General features: G+C 64.4%; 11 protein-coding genes. 5 read left to right on the top strand and 6 right to left on the bottom strand.

Features of this window, described 5'->3' with window-relative positions:
* Positions 1-173: 173 nt before the first annotated feature.
* The 4 genes from POF53_RS02555 to POF53_RS02540 all read right to left on the bottom strand — a co-directional run bounded on the left by POF53_RS02555 (position 174) and on the right by POF53_RS02540 (position 4,664).
* Positions 174-1,496 (bottom strand): dicarboxylate/amino acid:cation symporter, encoded by a 1,323-nt coding sequence (locus tag POF53_RS02555; RefSeq protein WP_110736363.1) that lies wholly within the window; start codon positions 1,494-1,496, stop codon positions 174-176.
* Positions 1,497-1,915: 419 nt separating this feature from the next.
* On the bottom strand, positions 1,916-3,256 hold the full coding sequence (locus POF53_RS02550; protein ID WP_498966231.1) for an ATP-binding protein: 1,341 nt from the start codon (positions 3,254-3,256) through the stop codon (positions 1,916-1,918).
* On the bottom strand, positions 3,253-3,930 hold the full coding sequence (locus tag POF53_RS02545; RefSeq protein WP_028690933.1) for a response regulator: 678 nt from the start codon (positions 3,928-3,930) through the stop codon (positions 3,253-3,255). Before POF53_RS02545 ends, POF53_RS02550 begins: the two co-directional genes overlap by 4 nt.
* 128 nt (positions 3,931-4,058) lie before the next feature.
* A complete protein-coding gene (locus POF53_RS02540) occupies positions 4,059-4,664 on the bottom strand; it encodes an outer membrane protein (RefSeq protein ID WP_050704272.1) in 606 nt (201 codons plus the stop codon).
* 123 nt (positions 4,665-4,787) lie between these two features.
* Here POF53_RS02540 and POF53_RS02535 point away from each other — a divergent pair, with 123 nt between their 5' ends.
* Both POF53_RS02535 and POF53_RS02530 read left to right on the top strand, forming a co-directional pair.
* The gene (locus POF53_RS02535) at positions 4,788-5,579 is read left to right on the top strand and encodes a dienelactone hydrolase family protein (RefSeq protein ID WP_498966229.1); all 792 of its coding nucleotides are present in this window, start codon (positions 4,788-4,790) and stop codon (positions 5,577-5,579) included.
* 158 nt (positions 5,580-5,737) lie between these two features.
* A complete protein-coding gene (locus tag POF53_RS02530; RefSeq protein ID WP_232856691.1) occupies positions 5,738-6,439 on the top strand; it encodes a 4'-phosphopantetheinyl transferase family protein in 702 nt (233 codons plus the stop codon).
* On the opposite strand, the gene POF53_RS02525 is transcribed toward POF53_RS02530, so the two are convergent.
* Positions 6,436-8,040 carry an ATP-binding protein gene (locus POF53_RS02525; RefSeq protein WP_232856689.1) on the bottom strand — a complete coding sequence of 535 codons (1,605 nt, stop codon included), beginning with the start codon at positions 8,038-8,040 and terminating at the stop codon, positions 6,436-6,438. The two genes, POF53_RS02530 and POF53_RS02525, sit on opposite strands and share 4 nt — an antisense overlap.
* Positions 8,037-8,732 carry a response regulator gene (locus tag POF53_RS02520; protein WP_475860983.1) on the bottom strand — a complete coding sequence of 232 codons (696 nt, stop codon included), beginning with the start codon at positions 8,730-8,732 and terminating at the stop codon, positions 8,037-8,039. The genes POF53_RS02525 and POF53_RS02520 overlap by 4 nt, the downstream gene beginning before the upstream one ends.
* 839 nt (positions 8,733-9,571) lie before the next feature.
* Between POF53_RS02520 and POF53_RS02515 the strand changes: the two genes are divergently transcribed.
* From POF53_RS02515 to POF53_RS02505, 3 genes are all read left to right on the top strand, one after another.
* The gene (locus tag POF53_RS02515; RefSeq protein ID WP_203647706.1) at positions 9,572-12,448 is read left to right on the top strand and encodes a ribonucleoside-diphosphate reductase subunit alpha; all 2,877 of its coding nucleotides are present in this window, start codon (positions 9,572-9,574) and stop codon (positions 12,446-12,448) included.
* A gap of 637 nt (positions 12,449-13,085) precedes the next feature.
* The gene (locus POF53_RS02510; RefSeq protein ID WP_050704266.1) at positions 13,086-14,336 is read left to right on the top strand and encodes a ribonucleotide-diphosphate reductase subunit beta; all 1,251 of its coding nucleotides are present in this window, start codon (positions 13,086-13,088) and stop codon (positions 14,334-14,336) included.
* Between the two features lie 585 nt (positions 14,337-14,921).
* The gene (locus tag POF53_RS02505) at positions 14,922-15,458 is read left to right on the top strand and encodes a BRO-N domain-containing protein (protein WP_203647707.1); all 537 of its coding nucleotides are present in this window, start codon (positions 14,922-14,924) and stop codon (positions 15,456-15,458) included.
* The last annotated feature ends 114 nt before the right edge of the window (positions 15,459-15,572 follow it).

The raw sequence follows: 15,572 nt of genomic DNA, 5'->3' as shown, positions 1-15,572 counted from the left end.
TGCCGCGAAAGGGCCGCGCAGCGGCCCCGGCGATCCTTGCATCAACGCTGAAATCCTGGGGCCGCTTTGCGGCCCTTTCGCGGCACAAGGCCGCTCCTACAGGGGGGGGTAGGCTTATGCAAGTGGCACAAAAAAGGCGACCCGAGGGTCGCCTTCTTCATTTCACACCGCGATCAACGTGCCGGGCCTTCGGCCACGCCCAGGTCGTCGGTCGGACGGGTGTCGATCAGCGGCGAGCCGCCGGATGCCAGTTCCGCCTGCAGGGTGTCGGTGTCCAGCTCCTTGACCCACTTGGCCACGACCACGGTGGCCACGGCGTTGCCGATCAGGTTGGTCAGGGCGCGGGCTTCGGACATGAAGCGGTCGATACCCAGGATCAGCGCCAGGCCCGCCACCGGCAGGTGGCCGACAGCCGAAAGGGTCGCGGCCAGCACGATGAAGCCGGAACCTGTGACGCCCGCAGCACCTTTGGACGCTACCAGCAGCACCAGCAGCAGGGTGATCTGGTGGGTGATGTCCATGGTGGTGTCGGTGGCCTGGGCGATGAACACCGCGGCCATGGTCAGGTAGATCGAGGTACCGTCCAGGTTGAACGAGTAGCCGGTCGGGATCACCAGGCCAACCACGGATTTCTTCGCGCCCAGGCGCTCCATCTTGGCCAGCATGCGCGGCAGGGCCGACTCGGAGGACGAGGTGCCCAGCACGATCAGCAGCTCTTCACGGATGTAGCGGATCAGCTTGATCACGCTGAAGCCGTGGGCGCGGCAGATACCGCCCAGCACTACCAGGATGAACAGCACGCAGGTGATGTAGAAGCAGGCCATCAGGTAGCCCAGTTGCACCAGCGAACCCACGCCGTACTGGCCGATGGTGAAGGCCATGGCACCGAAGGCGCCGATCGGGGCCAGCTTCATGATCATGTTGATGATGTTGAACATGACATGGGCGAAGCGATCGATCAGATCGAGCACCGGCTTGCCGTAGCTGCCCAGGCGATGCAGGGCGAAGCCGAACAGCACCGAGAACATCAGCACTTGCAGGATATCGCCGTTGGCGAAGGCGCCGACCACGGTGTTGGGGATGACGTTGAGCAGGAAGCCCACGGTGGTCTGCTGCGCGCCGGCGGCGGCGTAGGCGGCCACGCTGCTGGCGTTCAGGGTGCTGACGTCGACGTGCATGCCGGCGCCCGGCTGGACCACGTTGACCACGACCAGGCCGATGATCAGGGCGATGGTGGAGACGATCTCGAAGTACAGCAGCGCGTAACCGCCGGTCTTGCCGACCGATTTCATGCTCTGCATGCCGGCGATGCCGCTGACCACGGTGCAGAAGATGATCGGGGCGATGACCATCTTGATCAGTTTGACGAAGCCGTCACCCAGGGGTTTGAGGGCTACGCCGGTTTCCGGGTAGTAGTGGCCGAGCAGGATACCGATGGTGATGGCAACGATCACCTGGACATACAGCGATTTGTACAGCGGCTGACGAGTCGTCATGGCTAGTTTTTCCTCAAGTGGGCCGGCGCATCCTTCCCAGGATGTCGGGGCACCTGAATCGCGAACCCTCCTGTACCCGGAGGGATTTGTCGTTGTGGGCGAGTGCCTGGGCAGGCCTCTGTCAGCTGAATAGCAAGGGCGATGCCAAAGTGCCCGCTTGAGGTGCACAGCCAATGATTACAGGGTGTGAATGCCCCGGGACGGGGCGAAGAACCACGTAGGAAATGGCGGATTTCCGCCCGATGGCGGAAATCGTACAGGGCAGGTTGGCGGGAATCCGCCTCAGAGGTATTCAGTGGGACTTTCCGGTGGGAGCGGGCTTGCCCCGCGATGAGGCCCGGGCCGGATGGCACCGGCTTCGCCGGTATCGCGGGGCAAGCCCGCTCCCACGCACCGCCCCCTGCACTGGAAAGGCAGAATCAATCGAGTCGGAACGCGATACGGAACGCAGCCCCGCCCAACGGCGAATCACCCAGGCTCAGCTCGGCGTCATAGCTGTCGATGATGTCCTTGACCACCGCCAGCCCGATCCCCTGCCCCGGGTGCTGGCGGTCCAGCCGCTCGCCGCGTTCGAGAATCCGCTCGCGTTGATCCGGCGGCACGCCCGGCCCGTCGTCCTCGACGCACAGCTGCAGCAGCCCCGGCGACTGCTGCAGGCTGACCCGCACCTGCCCCAGGCATAACCGGTAGGCGTTTTCCAGCAGGTTGCCCAGCAACTCCAGCAAGGCGCCCTGCTCCATCGGCACCCGTGCCAGGGCCGGAATATCGAGGCTGACCTCGACGCGCTTGTCGCGATAGACCTTGGCCAGGGTGCTGCACAGGCTGTCGAGCAACGGCTTGAGCTCGACCTGGTGCTTCACCAGGCCGCTCTTGCGCAGGCTGGCGCGCTGCAGCTGGTAGTCGATCTGCTGGCTCATGCGCTCGATCTGGCTCTGCAGCACCCGCGCCTGTTCGCGGTCGCCCTGCTCCATGCTCTCGCCAACGCCCTGCAGCACCGCCAGCGGGGTCTTGAGGCTGTGGGCCAGGTCGTCGAGCGAGTCGCGGTAGCGCTGACGCTGCTCGCGCTCGCTGCGCAGCAGGCGGTTGAGCGAGCCGGTCAGGCGCAGCAGTTCCCGTGGGTGCTCGCGACTTAGTCCATCCCTGGCCCCGCTCTCCACATCGTCGAGCTCGGAGCTGAGCCGGCGCAACGAGCGCAGGCCCCAGGTCAGGCCGGCCCAGAGCAGCACCATCAGCGCCAGCAGCGCCGCGCCGAAGCCCAGGTAGAGCTTCTCGCGCAGGCCGTTGAGGGTGTCCTGGTATTCGCGCACCGGCTGCAGGGCGACGATGCTGAATGCCGCGCTTTTGCCGCCGAGCAGCTTGACCTCGACGTCGTAGACGAAGAACTCGTCGCCGTCGTCCTGGTGGATGCGGGCGAACTCATTGCCGCGCCCGTCATAGCGGGGGTGGTAGTTGATATTGCGGTTGCGCGTAGCCCGCGACTGCCACACCAGCGAGCCCTGGCGGTCGAAGATGTAGCCAAGCAGACCGGTGTAAGGCAGGTTGTAGCGTTCGTCCGGCAGCAGCGCCGGCATCTGCAGCTGGCCGCGCTCGATGCGCGCGGCCGAAATCAGGGTGGTCACGTCCGAGGCCAGGCGCTGCTCGATCGACTCCTGCAACGCCAGGCTGAAGGCCTTCTGCAAGGCCGGCAGCAGCGCCAGCATGAACAGCAGCGCCAGCAACGCCGCCGCCAGCATCAGGCGCACCCGCAGCGAACGGATCATCGGCAGCGCTCGGTGAACAGGTAGCCCAGGCCGCGCACGGTGTCGATCGGCTTGAAGCCGTTGTCGCCCTCGAGCTTGCGGCGCAGGCGGCCGACCAGCACCTCGATGACGTTCGGGTCGCGCTCCTCGTCGTCCGGGTACAGTTGCTCCATCAGGCGGTCCTTGGCCACCACTTGCTGGTGATGACGCATGAGGTACTCGAGGATGCGGTATTCGTAGGCGGTCAGCGCCAGCGGTTGCTCGTCCAGGGTCGCCTGCTTGCGGTTGAGGTCAAGCACCAGGGGCCCGGCAGCGATGGTCGACTGGGTGAAGCCGCTGGAGCGGCGCAGCAAGGCGTTCAGGCGGGCCTCCAGCTCCTCGAACTGGAACGGCTTGACCACGTAGTCGTCGGCGCCGGCAGCCAGGCCCTCGACCTTGTCCTGCCAGTTGCCGCGGGCGGTCAGGATGAGGATCGGGAACGTCTGGCCGAGGCTGCGCAGCTGGCGGATCAGATCCAGCCCGCTCATGCCCGGCAGGCCCAGGTCGATCACCGCCAGGTCGTGGTTGTACTGCTCGGCCTGGTACAAGGCCTCTTCCGCGTTGGCCACCGCCTGCACCACATGGCCGCCCTCGCCGAGGCGGGTGAACAGGTGATGACGCAGCAGCGCCTCGTCCTCGACCACCAGCAATTTCATGTGGATCTCCTTTCAATGGGAATGCCCTGTGCCGGCCTCTTCGCGGGTAAACCCGCTCCCACAGGGTTGTGCACCACCTGTGGGAGCAGGTTTACTCGCGAAGAGGCCGGCACAGGATAACAGCGACCTCAGAACTTGTAGGTAGCCGCCAGGTAGGTCTGCGCGCTGCTGGTCAGGCGCAGGGTACCGTCCTTCGGCCCGCCGTGGGCGCCGATCTCGGTGGCGGCGTTGCTGCGCAGGTAACGGTAGCCCAGCTCCACCGAGGTGTTGTCGGTCACTTCCTGGATCACACCGGCCTGCAGGCCGACGGCGTAACCGTAGTCGGTGTCGCGGCGGGCGCCCGGCGAATCCTGGGTCAGCTTGGTCATGCCCAGGCTGCCGCCGCCGAACAGTTTGGTGGTATCGCCCACCGGCAGGAACAGGTCGTAGCTGCCCAGCAGGTTCTCCTGGCGCAGCTTGACGCCGCTGTGATCGCCCGAGACGTTGTCGTAGGTGATGTAGTAGCGGCCCTGGTCGTTGATCTTGCCCAGGCGCGCGCCCCAGGTGCTGTCCTTGCCGATGATGCCGTCGGCGTTCAGGCCGTCGGTGTTGCGTTGCAGCAGGCCGGACTTGCGGACTTTGTCGCTGGTCTGGCCGTAGGTCAGGCTGGCGAAGTTGTCATCGGCCTGGGCAACGCTGGTGAGGCCGGCGGCGCAAACGGCCATGGCGGCAATCAGGGTGTTGAGGGTTTTCATGATTCAGGTACTCCGGGTTGGATGCGTTGTTGCTGTCTGGGGGCTAGAGTAGGGAGGGCGCCCTGAACCCCTGCTGAACCCGGCCTGAACCTTGGCTGAACGAACCGAAGAAGGAGCTCGACCATGCGTACCCTGCTTGCCCTGGCCTTGTTGTGCAGCGCCAGCCTTGCCCAGGCGGCGGTGCAGACCCGCGAGATTCCCTACCAGGATGCCGACGGCAAGCGCCTGGTCGGCTACTACGCCTATGACGACGCTATCGAGGGCAAGCGCCCGGGCGTAGTGGTGGTGCATGAGTGGTGGGGGCTGAACGACTACGCCAAGCGCCGCGCCCGCGACCTCGCGGCGCTGGGCTACAACGCCCTGGCCATCGACATGTATGGCGACGGCAAGAACACCGAGCACCCGGCCGACGCCCAGGCGTTCATGGCGGCGGCGATGAAGGATCCGAAAGCCGCTGCCCGGCGCTTCGATGCCGGGCTTGAGCTGTTGAAGATCCAGCCCAACACCAACAAGCACCAGCTGGCGGCCATTGGCTACTGCTTTGGCGGCAAGGTGGTGCTGGATGCGGCGCGCCGGGGCGAGAAGCTCGATGGCGTGGTGAGCTTCCATGGCGCGCTGGTGACCCAGACACCGGCCAAGCCCGGGGTGATCCGGGCGAAGATCCTGGTGGAGCATGGCGAGGCCGACAGCATGGTTACCCCGGAGCAGGTGGCGGCGTTCAAGGCGGAGATGGATGCGGCCAAGGCCGACTACCAGTTCGTCGGGATTCCGGGGGCCAAGCATGGGTTTACCAACCCGGATGCGGATCGGTTGGGGCATGGGGGGCATGGCGGGCCGGATATCGGGTATGACAAGGCGGCTGATGAGAGCTCCTGGAAGGATATGCAGGCGTTCTTGAAAGACGCGTTCGACTGATGATCGCCGGGGCCGCTTTGCGGCCCTTTCGCGGCACAAGGCCGCTCCTACAGGAGACCGCATGCCCTTGTAGGAGCGGCCTTGTGCCGCGAAAGGGCTGCAAAGCAGCCCCAAATATCTGCTCCACCACCAGTCACCAGGCTGGCACAATACCCGCCATGAACAGACTCCCCACCTGCTGCGCCCCGCTCCAGCACCACTGGCCCCTGCCCCGCCCGGTCCCCGGCGCGGTGCTGGTCAGCTGCGCCTTCGACCCGGCCCGCCTGGCCGCCGACGACTTCCAGCGCGCCGGCATCGAGCAGACCGCCAGCCTGCAACGCTCGGTGGCCAAGCGCCAGGCCGAGTACCTGGCCGGTCGGGTCTGCGCCCGCGAGGCACTGCGGATTCTCGATGGTCGAAGCTACGTTCCCACCCCTCATGAAGACCGCTCGCCAATCTGGCCCGCCGGCATCCACGGCTCGATCACCCACGGCCAAGGCTGGGCCGCCGCGGTTGTCGCAGCCGACGGCCAATGCCGTGGCCTGGGCCTGGACCAGGAAACCCTGCTCAGCGAAGAGCGCGCCGAACGCCTGGCCGGGGAGATCCTAACGCCCGCCGAGCTGGAGCGCCTGGACCACAGCCAGCAGGCCCTGGCCGTGACCTTGACCTTCTCGCTCAAGGAAAGCCTGTTCAAGACCCTCTACCCGCTCACCCGGCAGCGCTTCTATTTCGAGCACGCCGAACTGCTGGCCTGGTCCGACGACGGCCATGCCCGCCTGCGCCTGCTCACCGACCTGTCGGCCGAGTGGCACCACGGCGTCGAACTCGATGGCCAGTTCTGCTTGCAGAACGGCCATCTGCTCAGCTTGATCAGCGTCTAGTCGCGCGGCTGCTCACGCGGCCAGCTCAGGCTGAAACACGCCCCGCCCAGCTGCTCGCTGTGCCCGACCAGGGCGCGGCCGCCGTGCCAGTAGATGATCCGCCGCACGATCGACAGCCCCAGCCCATGCCCGCCCGAGGCCCGGGTGCGGCTGTCGTCGAGACGGGTGAACGGGGTGAAGATGCGGTGCCACACTCCTTCTGGAATCCCGGGGCCGTCATCCTCCACATCGATGCGGCAACGCTGCTGGCCGATCTGGTAGCTCAGCCGCACTTGCGATTCGGCATGGCGCATGGCATTGCGCACCAGGTTCTGCAGGGCCCGGTGCAGGTAGCGCGGCTCGGCCTCGACCCGGGCGTCGCCACCGTCGAGCCCGTGGCACACTCCGCGCACCACGCGCACTTCGGCCCGCAGCGGTGCCAGCTCCTCGATCACCCGTGCCAGCAGCTCGTCCAGGTCCACCACCTGGAAATGCAGGGCCGGCGCGCCCTGCTCCAGGCGGGCGTAGGTCAGCATCTCGTCGACCAGCTTGTCCAGGTCCTGGATATCGCCGTCCATGCCGGCCAGGTGCTTGGCCCGGGCCTCGTCGGTGCTGGCGCTCTCGATCATCTCCAGGCCGAAGCGCAGGCGCGCCACCGGCGTGCGCAACTCGTGGGACACCGCCCGCACCAGCTCGCGCTGCATGGTCAATGAGCGCTGCAGGTGCTCGGCCATGCCGTTGAAGGCCTCGGCCAGGCGCCCAACCGAGTCGGCGTCGCCGGCCGGCACGCGGGTGTCGAGGCTGCCCTGGGCGATACGCGTGGCCGCCACCTCCAGGCCCGACACCCGTCTTTCCAACTGGCGCACCAGCAGGTAGACCACCAGCCCGATCAGGCACAGGCCGAGGAAGGCGATCAGGATCAGCAACTGCGGCGGATACGGGTTGAGCTGGTACAGCGGGCCGATCTCCAGCACCCAGGGCGAGCCGGACAGCCCCGAGAACACACGGATCGAATCGCCGTCCCTGCCCAGGGCCATCACCGTATCGCCTTCCTCTACCCGGCGGCGCTGGTCGTCGTCCAGGGCAGCGCGCTCGATACGCTGCAGGGCGATGTCGAAGCCGAAGCCCTTGCTCTGGCGCAGCTGCGCCAGACGCGCCTGCTGCTCGGTCACCGGGTAGCGCACCAGTTCGTCGGCCAATAGGTAAAGCGTGGCGCGGGCCAGCTGTTCGCTGATCTGCTTGACCTCGGCCACCAGCAACAGATCCTCGTGACCAACCCGGCGCAACACCCGGGCGGCATGCGGGCCGGTCTTTTCCACCACCACCAGGTCGCGGTACAGCCGCGCCCGCTGCCCGCCGTCGAGGGTGAACGCCGACAGCGGCTGCAGGTCCAGCGGCACGCCGAGCAGGCGCTCCCAGATCACCAGCGAACGGGTGCGTTCCACCGCGTTCTGTTGCGCCAGGTTGTCGGCCATCAGGCTGAAAGTGCCCTGGGCCAGGCGCTCGCGGTGCTGGCCGGCGCGGATTTCGTTGAGCAGATGCAGGCTGAGCACGCCGAGCACGGCCACCAGCACCAGCACCGCGAGCATGCCGCCATAGATGCGCAGGAAGATCGAATTCATGGCGCCTCGCCGACGAACAGGTAGCCCTTGCTGCGCAGGGTCTTGATCAGCCGCGGGGTGATCGGGTCGTCGCCGATCTTGGGGCGGATCTTGGAAATGCGCACATCGATTGAGCGGTCCTGGCCGTCGTAGGCGACGCCGCGCAGCGAGGTGAAGATCTCCTCGCGGGACAGCACCCGCCCGGCGTTGCTGGCCAGCAGCCAGAGCAGGTCGAACTCGGCGCCGGTCAGCTCGATCAACTGGCCGCTCAGGCGCGCCTCGCGCTGGCGGCTGTCTATATGCAGCGGGCCGAAGCTCAGTTCCTGGCGCCGCTCCGGGGCCTCGCTGCGGCGCAGCAGGGCGTTGATGCGCGCCAGCAGCACACGCGGGCGCACCGGCTTGCACACATAGTCGTCGGCGCCCAGGTCCAGGCCCTGGATCTGGTCCAGTTCATCGCTGCGGGCGGTGAGCATGAGGATCGGGCCTGCGTACTGGCCACGCACCCGGCGGCAGATGCTCAGACCGTCTTCGCCGGGCAGCATCAGGTCGAGGATCACCAGGTCCGGCTGGCTGTCGATGATACGCCGGGCGGCACGGCCGCCGTCGCCCTCCACCGCCACCTCGAAGCCGTTGGCCTGGAGGTACTCGGCGGTGAGCTCGGCGAGGCGCTGGTCGTCCTCGACGATGAGGATGCGGTTGATTGGCTGGTCCATGGCCTCCCCTTCTTCTGGTTATTGTCTGGCCTTGTGTTGTCCGTGCCGGCCTTATCGCGGGGCAAGCCCGCTCCCACGCATGGCCTCGTATGGCAACGTGGGAGCGGGCTTGTCCCGCGATGAGGCCAGTACAACCCTTTGATTCCAGCGAAAATCCACCTTCACCAAAGCGCAACATCAGCCACGGATACTACGTCCCGCCCCCACCCCTGCCAACCACCGCAAACAGCCCTCGACTGAACCGTTTTTTGTGATAGGGTGCGCGCCCGAAAAAAACTGCGCGACGGCGTAGCACAGACAAAAAATAGTGCAAACCTCTTGGGACAAGGGCTACAGCGAATACCCACGGATCACTCACAAAGTACCCACAAGTTATCCACAGGTGCTCACCTTGCAAAGCCCCCGAGACCGCATTATCTTGTATCCCTATCGCAGCGAACCACTAGATGTTGGGTTTCGCGCAAAATCACAAACACAAGTCGCCAGGCAAATTCAAGCGAATTTACCGACTGAACTTAACGTGATTTCAACAGCCAAACCGCTCCTGCGGAGGGCGACCGAGGCAAGCCGCAAACGGCCTTGTTCGGGTATGAGTGTTGCAGGCGGTGCCTTGCCACTCATCAGCAACAGATTTTGGGTACGCCCAGAACCTTTGACTTCGGCCAGGGAGCGGCAGGTTATTGCCCCTTATTCCTGAGTCTGTCCCGAAGTCGGTAAGCCCGAGCGGGCGTGTGCGCGTGCATGACGCCTCCCCGCCCGGGCCATCGAGCAAGTGGACGGAACGGTGGGCGCCCCAACAAGGCGCCTGAACAAACTAGAAACTGTGGAGACACCCACCCATGCAAACCGACACAACTCGCGAGAACCCGCAGGCCAAGGCGCCGCAGGCCGAATCCAACCAGGATCTGGCTGCCACCGCCCCCGGCCAACTGCGCGTGATCAAGCGCAACGGCACTGTCGTCCCCTACACCGACGACAAGATCACCGTGGCCATCACCAAGGCGTTCCTCGCAGTTGAAGGCGGCACCGCCGCCGCCTCGTCGCGCATCCACGACACCGTCGCGCGCCTGACCGAGCAGGTCACCGCCACGTTCAAGCGTCGCATGCCATCGGGTGGCACCATCCACATCGAAGAAATCCAGGACCAGGTCGAACTGGCCCTGATGCGCGCCGGCGAGCAGAAAGTCGCCCGCGACTACGTGATCTACCGCGACCAGCGTGCCAAGGAGCGTGCCACCCGCTCCAACGCCGACAGCGTGGTCGAGCCGCACCCAAGCATCCGCATCACCCTCGCCGACGGCAGCCTGGCCCCCCTGGACATGGCCCGCCTGAACACCATCATCAGCGAAGCCTGCGAAGGCCTGGCCGAAGTCGATGGCGAGCTGATCCAGCGCGAAACCCTGAAGAACCTGTACGACGGCGTCGCCCTGAAGGACGTCAACACCGCCCTGGTGATGACCGCCCGTACCCTGGTCGAGCGCGAGCCGAACTACTCGTTCGTCACCGCCCGCCTGCTGATGGACACCCTGCGCGCCGAAGGCCTGGGCTTCCTGAATGTCGCCGACAGCGCCACCCACCACGAGATGGCCGACCTGTACGCCAAGGCCCTGCCGGCCTACGTCGAGAAAGGCGTCGAGTTCGAACTGCTCGACCCGGCGCTGAAAGGCTACGACCTGGAGCGCATGGGCAAGGCGATCAACCACGAGCGTGACCAGCAGTTCACCTACCTGGGCCTGCAGACCCTCTACGACCGCTACTTCATCCACAAGGATGGCGTGCGCTTCGAGCTGCCGCAGGTGTTCTTCATGCGTGTGGCCATGGGCCTGGCGCTGGAAGAGAAAGATAAAGAAGCCCGTGCGATCGAGTTCTACAACCTGCTGTCGTCCTTCGACTACATGGCCTCGACCCCGACCCTGTTCAACGCCGGTACCCTGCGCCCGCAATTGTCGAGCTGCTACCTGACCACCGTGCCGGACGACCTGTCGGGCATCTATCACGCGATCCACGACAACGCCATGCTGTCGAAATTCGCGGGTGGCCTGGGCAACGACTGGACCCCGGTGCGCGCCCTGGGCTCGTACATCAAGGGCACCAACGGCAAGTCGCAAGGCGTCGTGCCGTTCCTGAAAGTGGTCAACGACACCGCCGTCGCCGTGAACCAGGGTGGCAAGCGCAAGGGCGCCGTGTGTGCCTACCTGGAAACCTGGCACCTCGATATCGAAGAATTCATCGAGCTGCGCAAGAACACCGGTGATGACCGTCGTCGTACCCACGACATGAACACCGCCAACTGGATCCCTGACCTGTTCATGAAGCGTGTCTTCGATGACGGCAAGTGGACCCTGTTCTCGCCATCGGAAGTGCCTGATCTGCACGACCTGACCGGCAAGGCCTTCGAAGAGCGCTACGAGTACTACGAAGCCCTGACCGAGTACAACAAGATCAAGGTATTCAAGACCATCCAGGCCAAAGACCTGTGGCGCAAGATGCTGTCGATGCTGTTCGAGACCGGCCACCCATGGCTGACCTTCAAGGACCCGTGCAACCTGCGCTCGCCCCAGCAGCACGTGGGCGTGGTCCACAGCTCGAACCTGTGCACCGAGATCACCCTGAACACCAACAAGGACGAGATCGCGGTCTGCAACCTGGGCTCGATCAACCTGCCGAACCACATTGTCGATGGCAAGCTGGACACCGCCAAGCTGCAACGCACCGTGAACACCGCCGTGCGCATGCTCGACAACGTGATCGACATCAACTACTACTCGGTGCCGCAAGCGCGTAACTCGAACTTCAAGCACCGCCCTGTCGGCCTGGGCATCATGGGCTTCCAGGACGCGCTGTACCTGCAGCACATCCCGTACGGCTCGGACGCTGCCGTCGAGTTCGCCGACAAGTCGATGGAAGCGGTCAGCTACTACGCGATCCAGGCTTCCTGCGACCTGGCCGACGAGCGCGGCGCCTACGAGACCTTCCAGGGTTCGCTGTGGTCCAAGGGCATCCTGCCACTGGACAGCCAGCAGATCCTGATCGAGGCCCGTGGCCAGAAGTACATCGACGTCGACCTGACCGAGAGCCTGGACTGGGCACCGGTGCGCGAGCGCGTGCAAAAAGGTATTCGTAACTCGAACATCATGGCCATCGCGCCGACCGCGACCATCGCCAACATCACCGGCGTGTCGCAGTCCATCGAGCCGACCTACCAGAACCTGTACGTGAAATCGAACCTGTCGGGCGAATTCACCGTGATCAACCCGTACCTGGTCCGCGACCTCAAGGCCCGTGGCCTGTGGGACTCGGTCATGATCAACGACCTGAAGTACTACGACGGTTCGGTGCAGCAGATCGAGCGTATCCCGCAAGAGCTGAAGGACCTGTACGCCACCGCGTTCGAAGTCGAGACCAAGTGGATCGTCGATGCCGCCTCCCGTCGCCAGAAGTGGATCGACCAGGCCCAGTCGCTGAACCTGTACATCGCCGGCGCTTCGGGCAAGAAGCTGGACGTGACCTACCGCATGGCCTGGTACCGTGGTCTGAAGACCACCTACTACCTCCGTGCCCTGGCCGCGACCAGCACCGAGAAGTCGACCATCAACACCGGCAAGCTCAACGCCGTGTCGAGCGGCGGCGACAGCGCCCCGGTCCAGGCCGCGGGCCCTGCCCCGGTACCGAAGGCTTGCGCCATCGACGAGCCGGATTGCGAAGCCTGCCAATAAGGCCTTCGCAGCGCTGAGCTGAAGATGCCGCCTCAACCGCCCTCACGGGTGGCTGAGGCGGCATTTTTTTGCGCCCCGACATCCCCTGCGGGAGCGGTGCGTGGGAACGGCACGTGAGAGCGGGCTTGCCCCGCGATAGGGCCCCTACAGGCAATACACCCCCTAGGCCCTGACCAAGATCAAAACACCATATGTAGCGCCAAACAAAAAAAATCACACTACATATAGGATCTAATCCCATTTAGGGCTAGACTCTTACCCCGTGACGAACCACCGGTATCCAGTGAACGGAAGCACGTAATGCAGGTCGAAAATTTACCGCCTTGCGCCTCCTGCGCCGCCCCGATCCAAAGTGATTTCCGGTATACTTCGCGGCCCCAAAAAGGGATGAGCCAATGATCGACTGCGTGAAGCAAGCCCCCCCGGGCCACACCGCAGGTTTTATCGTTGCCGTACAGCTTCCAGGTGCCCTGCCCCCTCGCCCGAGTGCAGGCCAGGCGCCGACCCGAACACCTTCAAACGTGACGAGAGCCCGCTCTCATTGCTTGCCGCAGCGCCTGTTGGCGTCGCGCCGTACAGGCATCACTTCAAAATCCAACCGGTTGCCCCGCGCAACCCTCTAGCAGGAGCCAGGACCATGCTGAGCTGGGACGAATTCGACAAAGAAGACGGTGAAGTCGCCGCCAAAGGCAACACCCCCGCGCAGGCCGCAGCCGCCACCACCCTCGACAAGCTCGACAGCGCCGGCGGTGCCGCCGCCCTGGAAGCCCGTGCCGCCACCGCCGCCGACTCCGACGCCGTCAAGCGCGCCAAGGCTGCGCTGGACGCCCTGGATATCGCTGAAGGCCTGGCCGAGCTGGAAGGCTCCTCGGCCCGTGTCGCCGTTGACGAAAAGCGCATGATCAACTGCCGCGCCGACCTCAACCAGCTGGTACCGTTCAAGTACGACTGGGCCTGGCAGAAGTACCTCGACGGCTGCGCCAACCACTGGATGCCGCAAGAGGTCAACATGACCGCCGACATCGCCCTGTGGAAGAGCATGGACGGCCTGACCGAAGACGAGCGCCGCATCGTCATGCGCAACCTCGGCTTCTTCTCCACCGCCGACTCCCTGGTGGCCAACAACCTGGCCCTGGCCGTGTACCGTCTGATCACCAACCCCGAGTGCCGCCAGTACATCCTGCGCCAGGCCTTCGAAGAGGCGATCCACACCCACGCCTACCAGTACTGCATCGAGTCGCTGGGCATGGATGAAGGCGAGATCTTCAACATGTACCACGAGATCCCGTCGGTCGCGAAAAAAGCCGCCTGGGGCCTGAAGTACACCCGCGCCATCTCGGACCCGGAGTTCAACACCGGCACCGTCGAGACCGACAAAGAGCTGCTGCGCAACCTGATCGCCTACTACTGCGTACTGGAAGGCATCTTCTTCTACTGCGGCTTCACCCAGATCCTGTCCATGGGCCGCCGCAACAAGATGACCGGCGTCGCCGAGCAGTTCCAGTACATCCTGCGCGACGAGTCCATGCACCTGAACTTCGGCATCGACGTGATCAACCAGATCAAGATCGAGAACCCGCACCTGTGGGATGCCGCGATGAAGGAAGAGGCTACCCAGATGATTCTGCAGGGTACCCAGCTGGAGATCGAATACGCCCGTGACACCATGCCACGCGGCGTGCTGGGCATGAACGCGGCGATGATGGAGGATTACCTCAAGTTCATTGCCAACCGTCGACTGACCCAGATTGGGTTGAAGGAAGAGTATCCGGGGACTACCAACCCGTTCCCATGGATGAGCGAGATCATGGACTTGAAGAAGGAGAAGAACTTCTTTGAGACTCGGGTTATTGAGTATCAGACTGGTGGGGCGCTGAGCTGGGACTAATTTGTCCGGCCACTCCAGAAGGCTGCCCTCGGGCAGCCTTTTTTATTGCGTTCGCTTTCAAAGTGTTTGCGTGAGGGTCGAAAGGTGTTCGTCGGGGATCCTGTAGCGCCTACCAGATCGAGCGCCGCCCGCGCGGCGCATCGCGGCACAAGGCCGCTCCTACATCTGTTTCGGGCCAGTTTCTCCTGCGCCATCACCTGGTCCGCCTTGTTGGCACGACGCGGTTTCAGCGTGTGCCTTACCCCCGCCCCACATGACTCAAGACATGCACCAAGGCAGGCGCCGCCCCGCTAACAGGCATAACTGGCCCGAAACAGATGTAGAAGCGGCCTTGTGCCGCGATGCGCCGCGCGGGCGGCGCTCGATCTGATAGGCGCCACAAGGCTTTCGGCGAACACTTGGTGGCCCTCATGCAATAGCACTCAAATGCCCTCAAACATCTGATATCAAATCAAGAAACGCCCTACAGATTTGCCACTTTTTACCACCAGCAAATCACGCTAATTTCTCCAAGCGCTAAGAACGCTCACGCAGCGGAATCCCGTTCCCGTTAGAAACGGCTCTCCTGACTTTGGATAGCCCATCATGGACCACTACTCCACCACCCTCTTCACCCGCCACAACCGTCCCCTCCACACCCTCTGGCTCGAATCCCAGGCCTGGTTCTGCGCCCACGAACTCGGCCGGATGACCGGACGCTTCTTCGACGAACACTGCATCCGCAAGCTCGACCCGGACCAGCATCGCACCGTGCAGCTGCTGCGCTACGGCCAGTACAGCGAGACCACCATGGTCAGCGAGTCCGGGGCCTATACCCTGCTGGCCCATCATCACATTCCGGAAAACCGCCACCTGCGCCACTGGCTGACCCACGAGGTGGTGGCGGTGCTGCGCGATGGGCAGGACTCGGCGCTGGAAGACCTGCCGCGCCTGGGCAGGATGTGCTGGCCGGGTGGGCATACGGCGAGTCTGTTGTATTGGCAAAGTGAGCCTTGGGTACGGATGCGGGATATGCCGGTGGTGATGGCGGCGGAGAGGCCCGTGGTGGTGCCCGAGCGGCGCAAGCTGAGCTGGAAGGAATGTGCTCAGCGGGCGTTGCGGTTGCATGGGGTGGGGGATTGAAGATCCCCGTGTGTATTGCGGCCCAATGTCACGGAACAGTTCCGATTTAACCTCAAGCCTTGCGCGATCTTTGTAGGAGCGGCCTTGTGCCGCGAAAGGGCTGCGTAGCGGCCA

The sequence above is a fragment of the Mitsuaria sp. RG genome (assembly GCF_028369275.1).
GTDB lineage: Bacteria > Pseudomonadota > Gammaproteobacteria > Pseudomonadales > Pseudomonadaceae > Aquipseudomonas > Aquipseudomonas peradeniyensis.
This window is presented reverse-complemented; position numbering and strand designations above follow the sequence as displayed.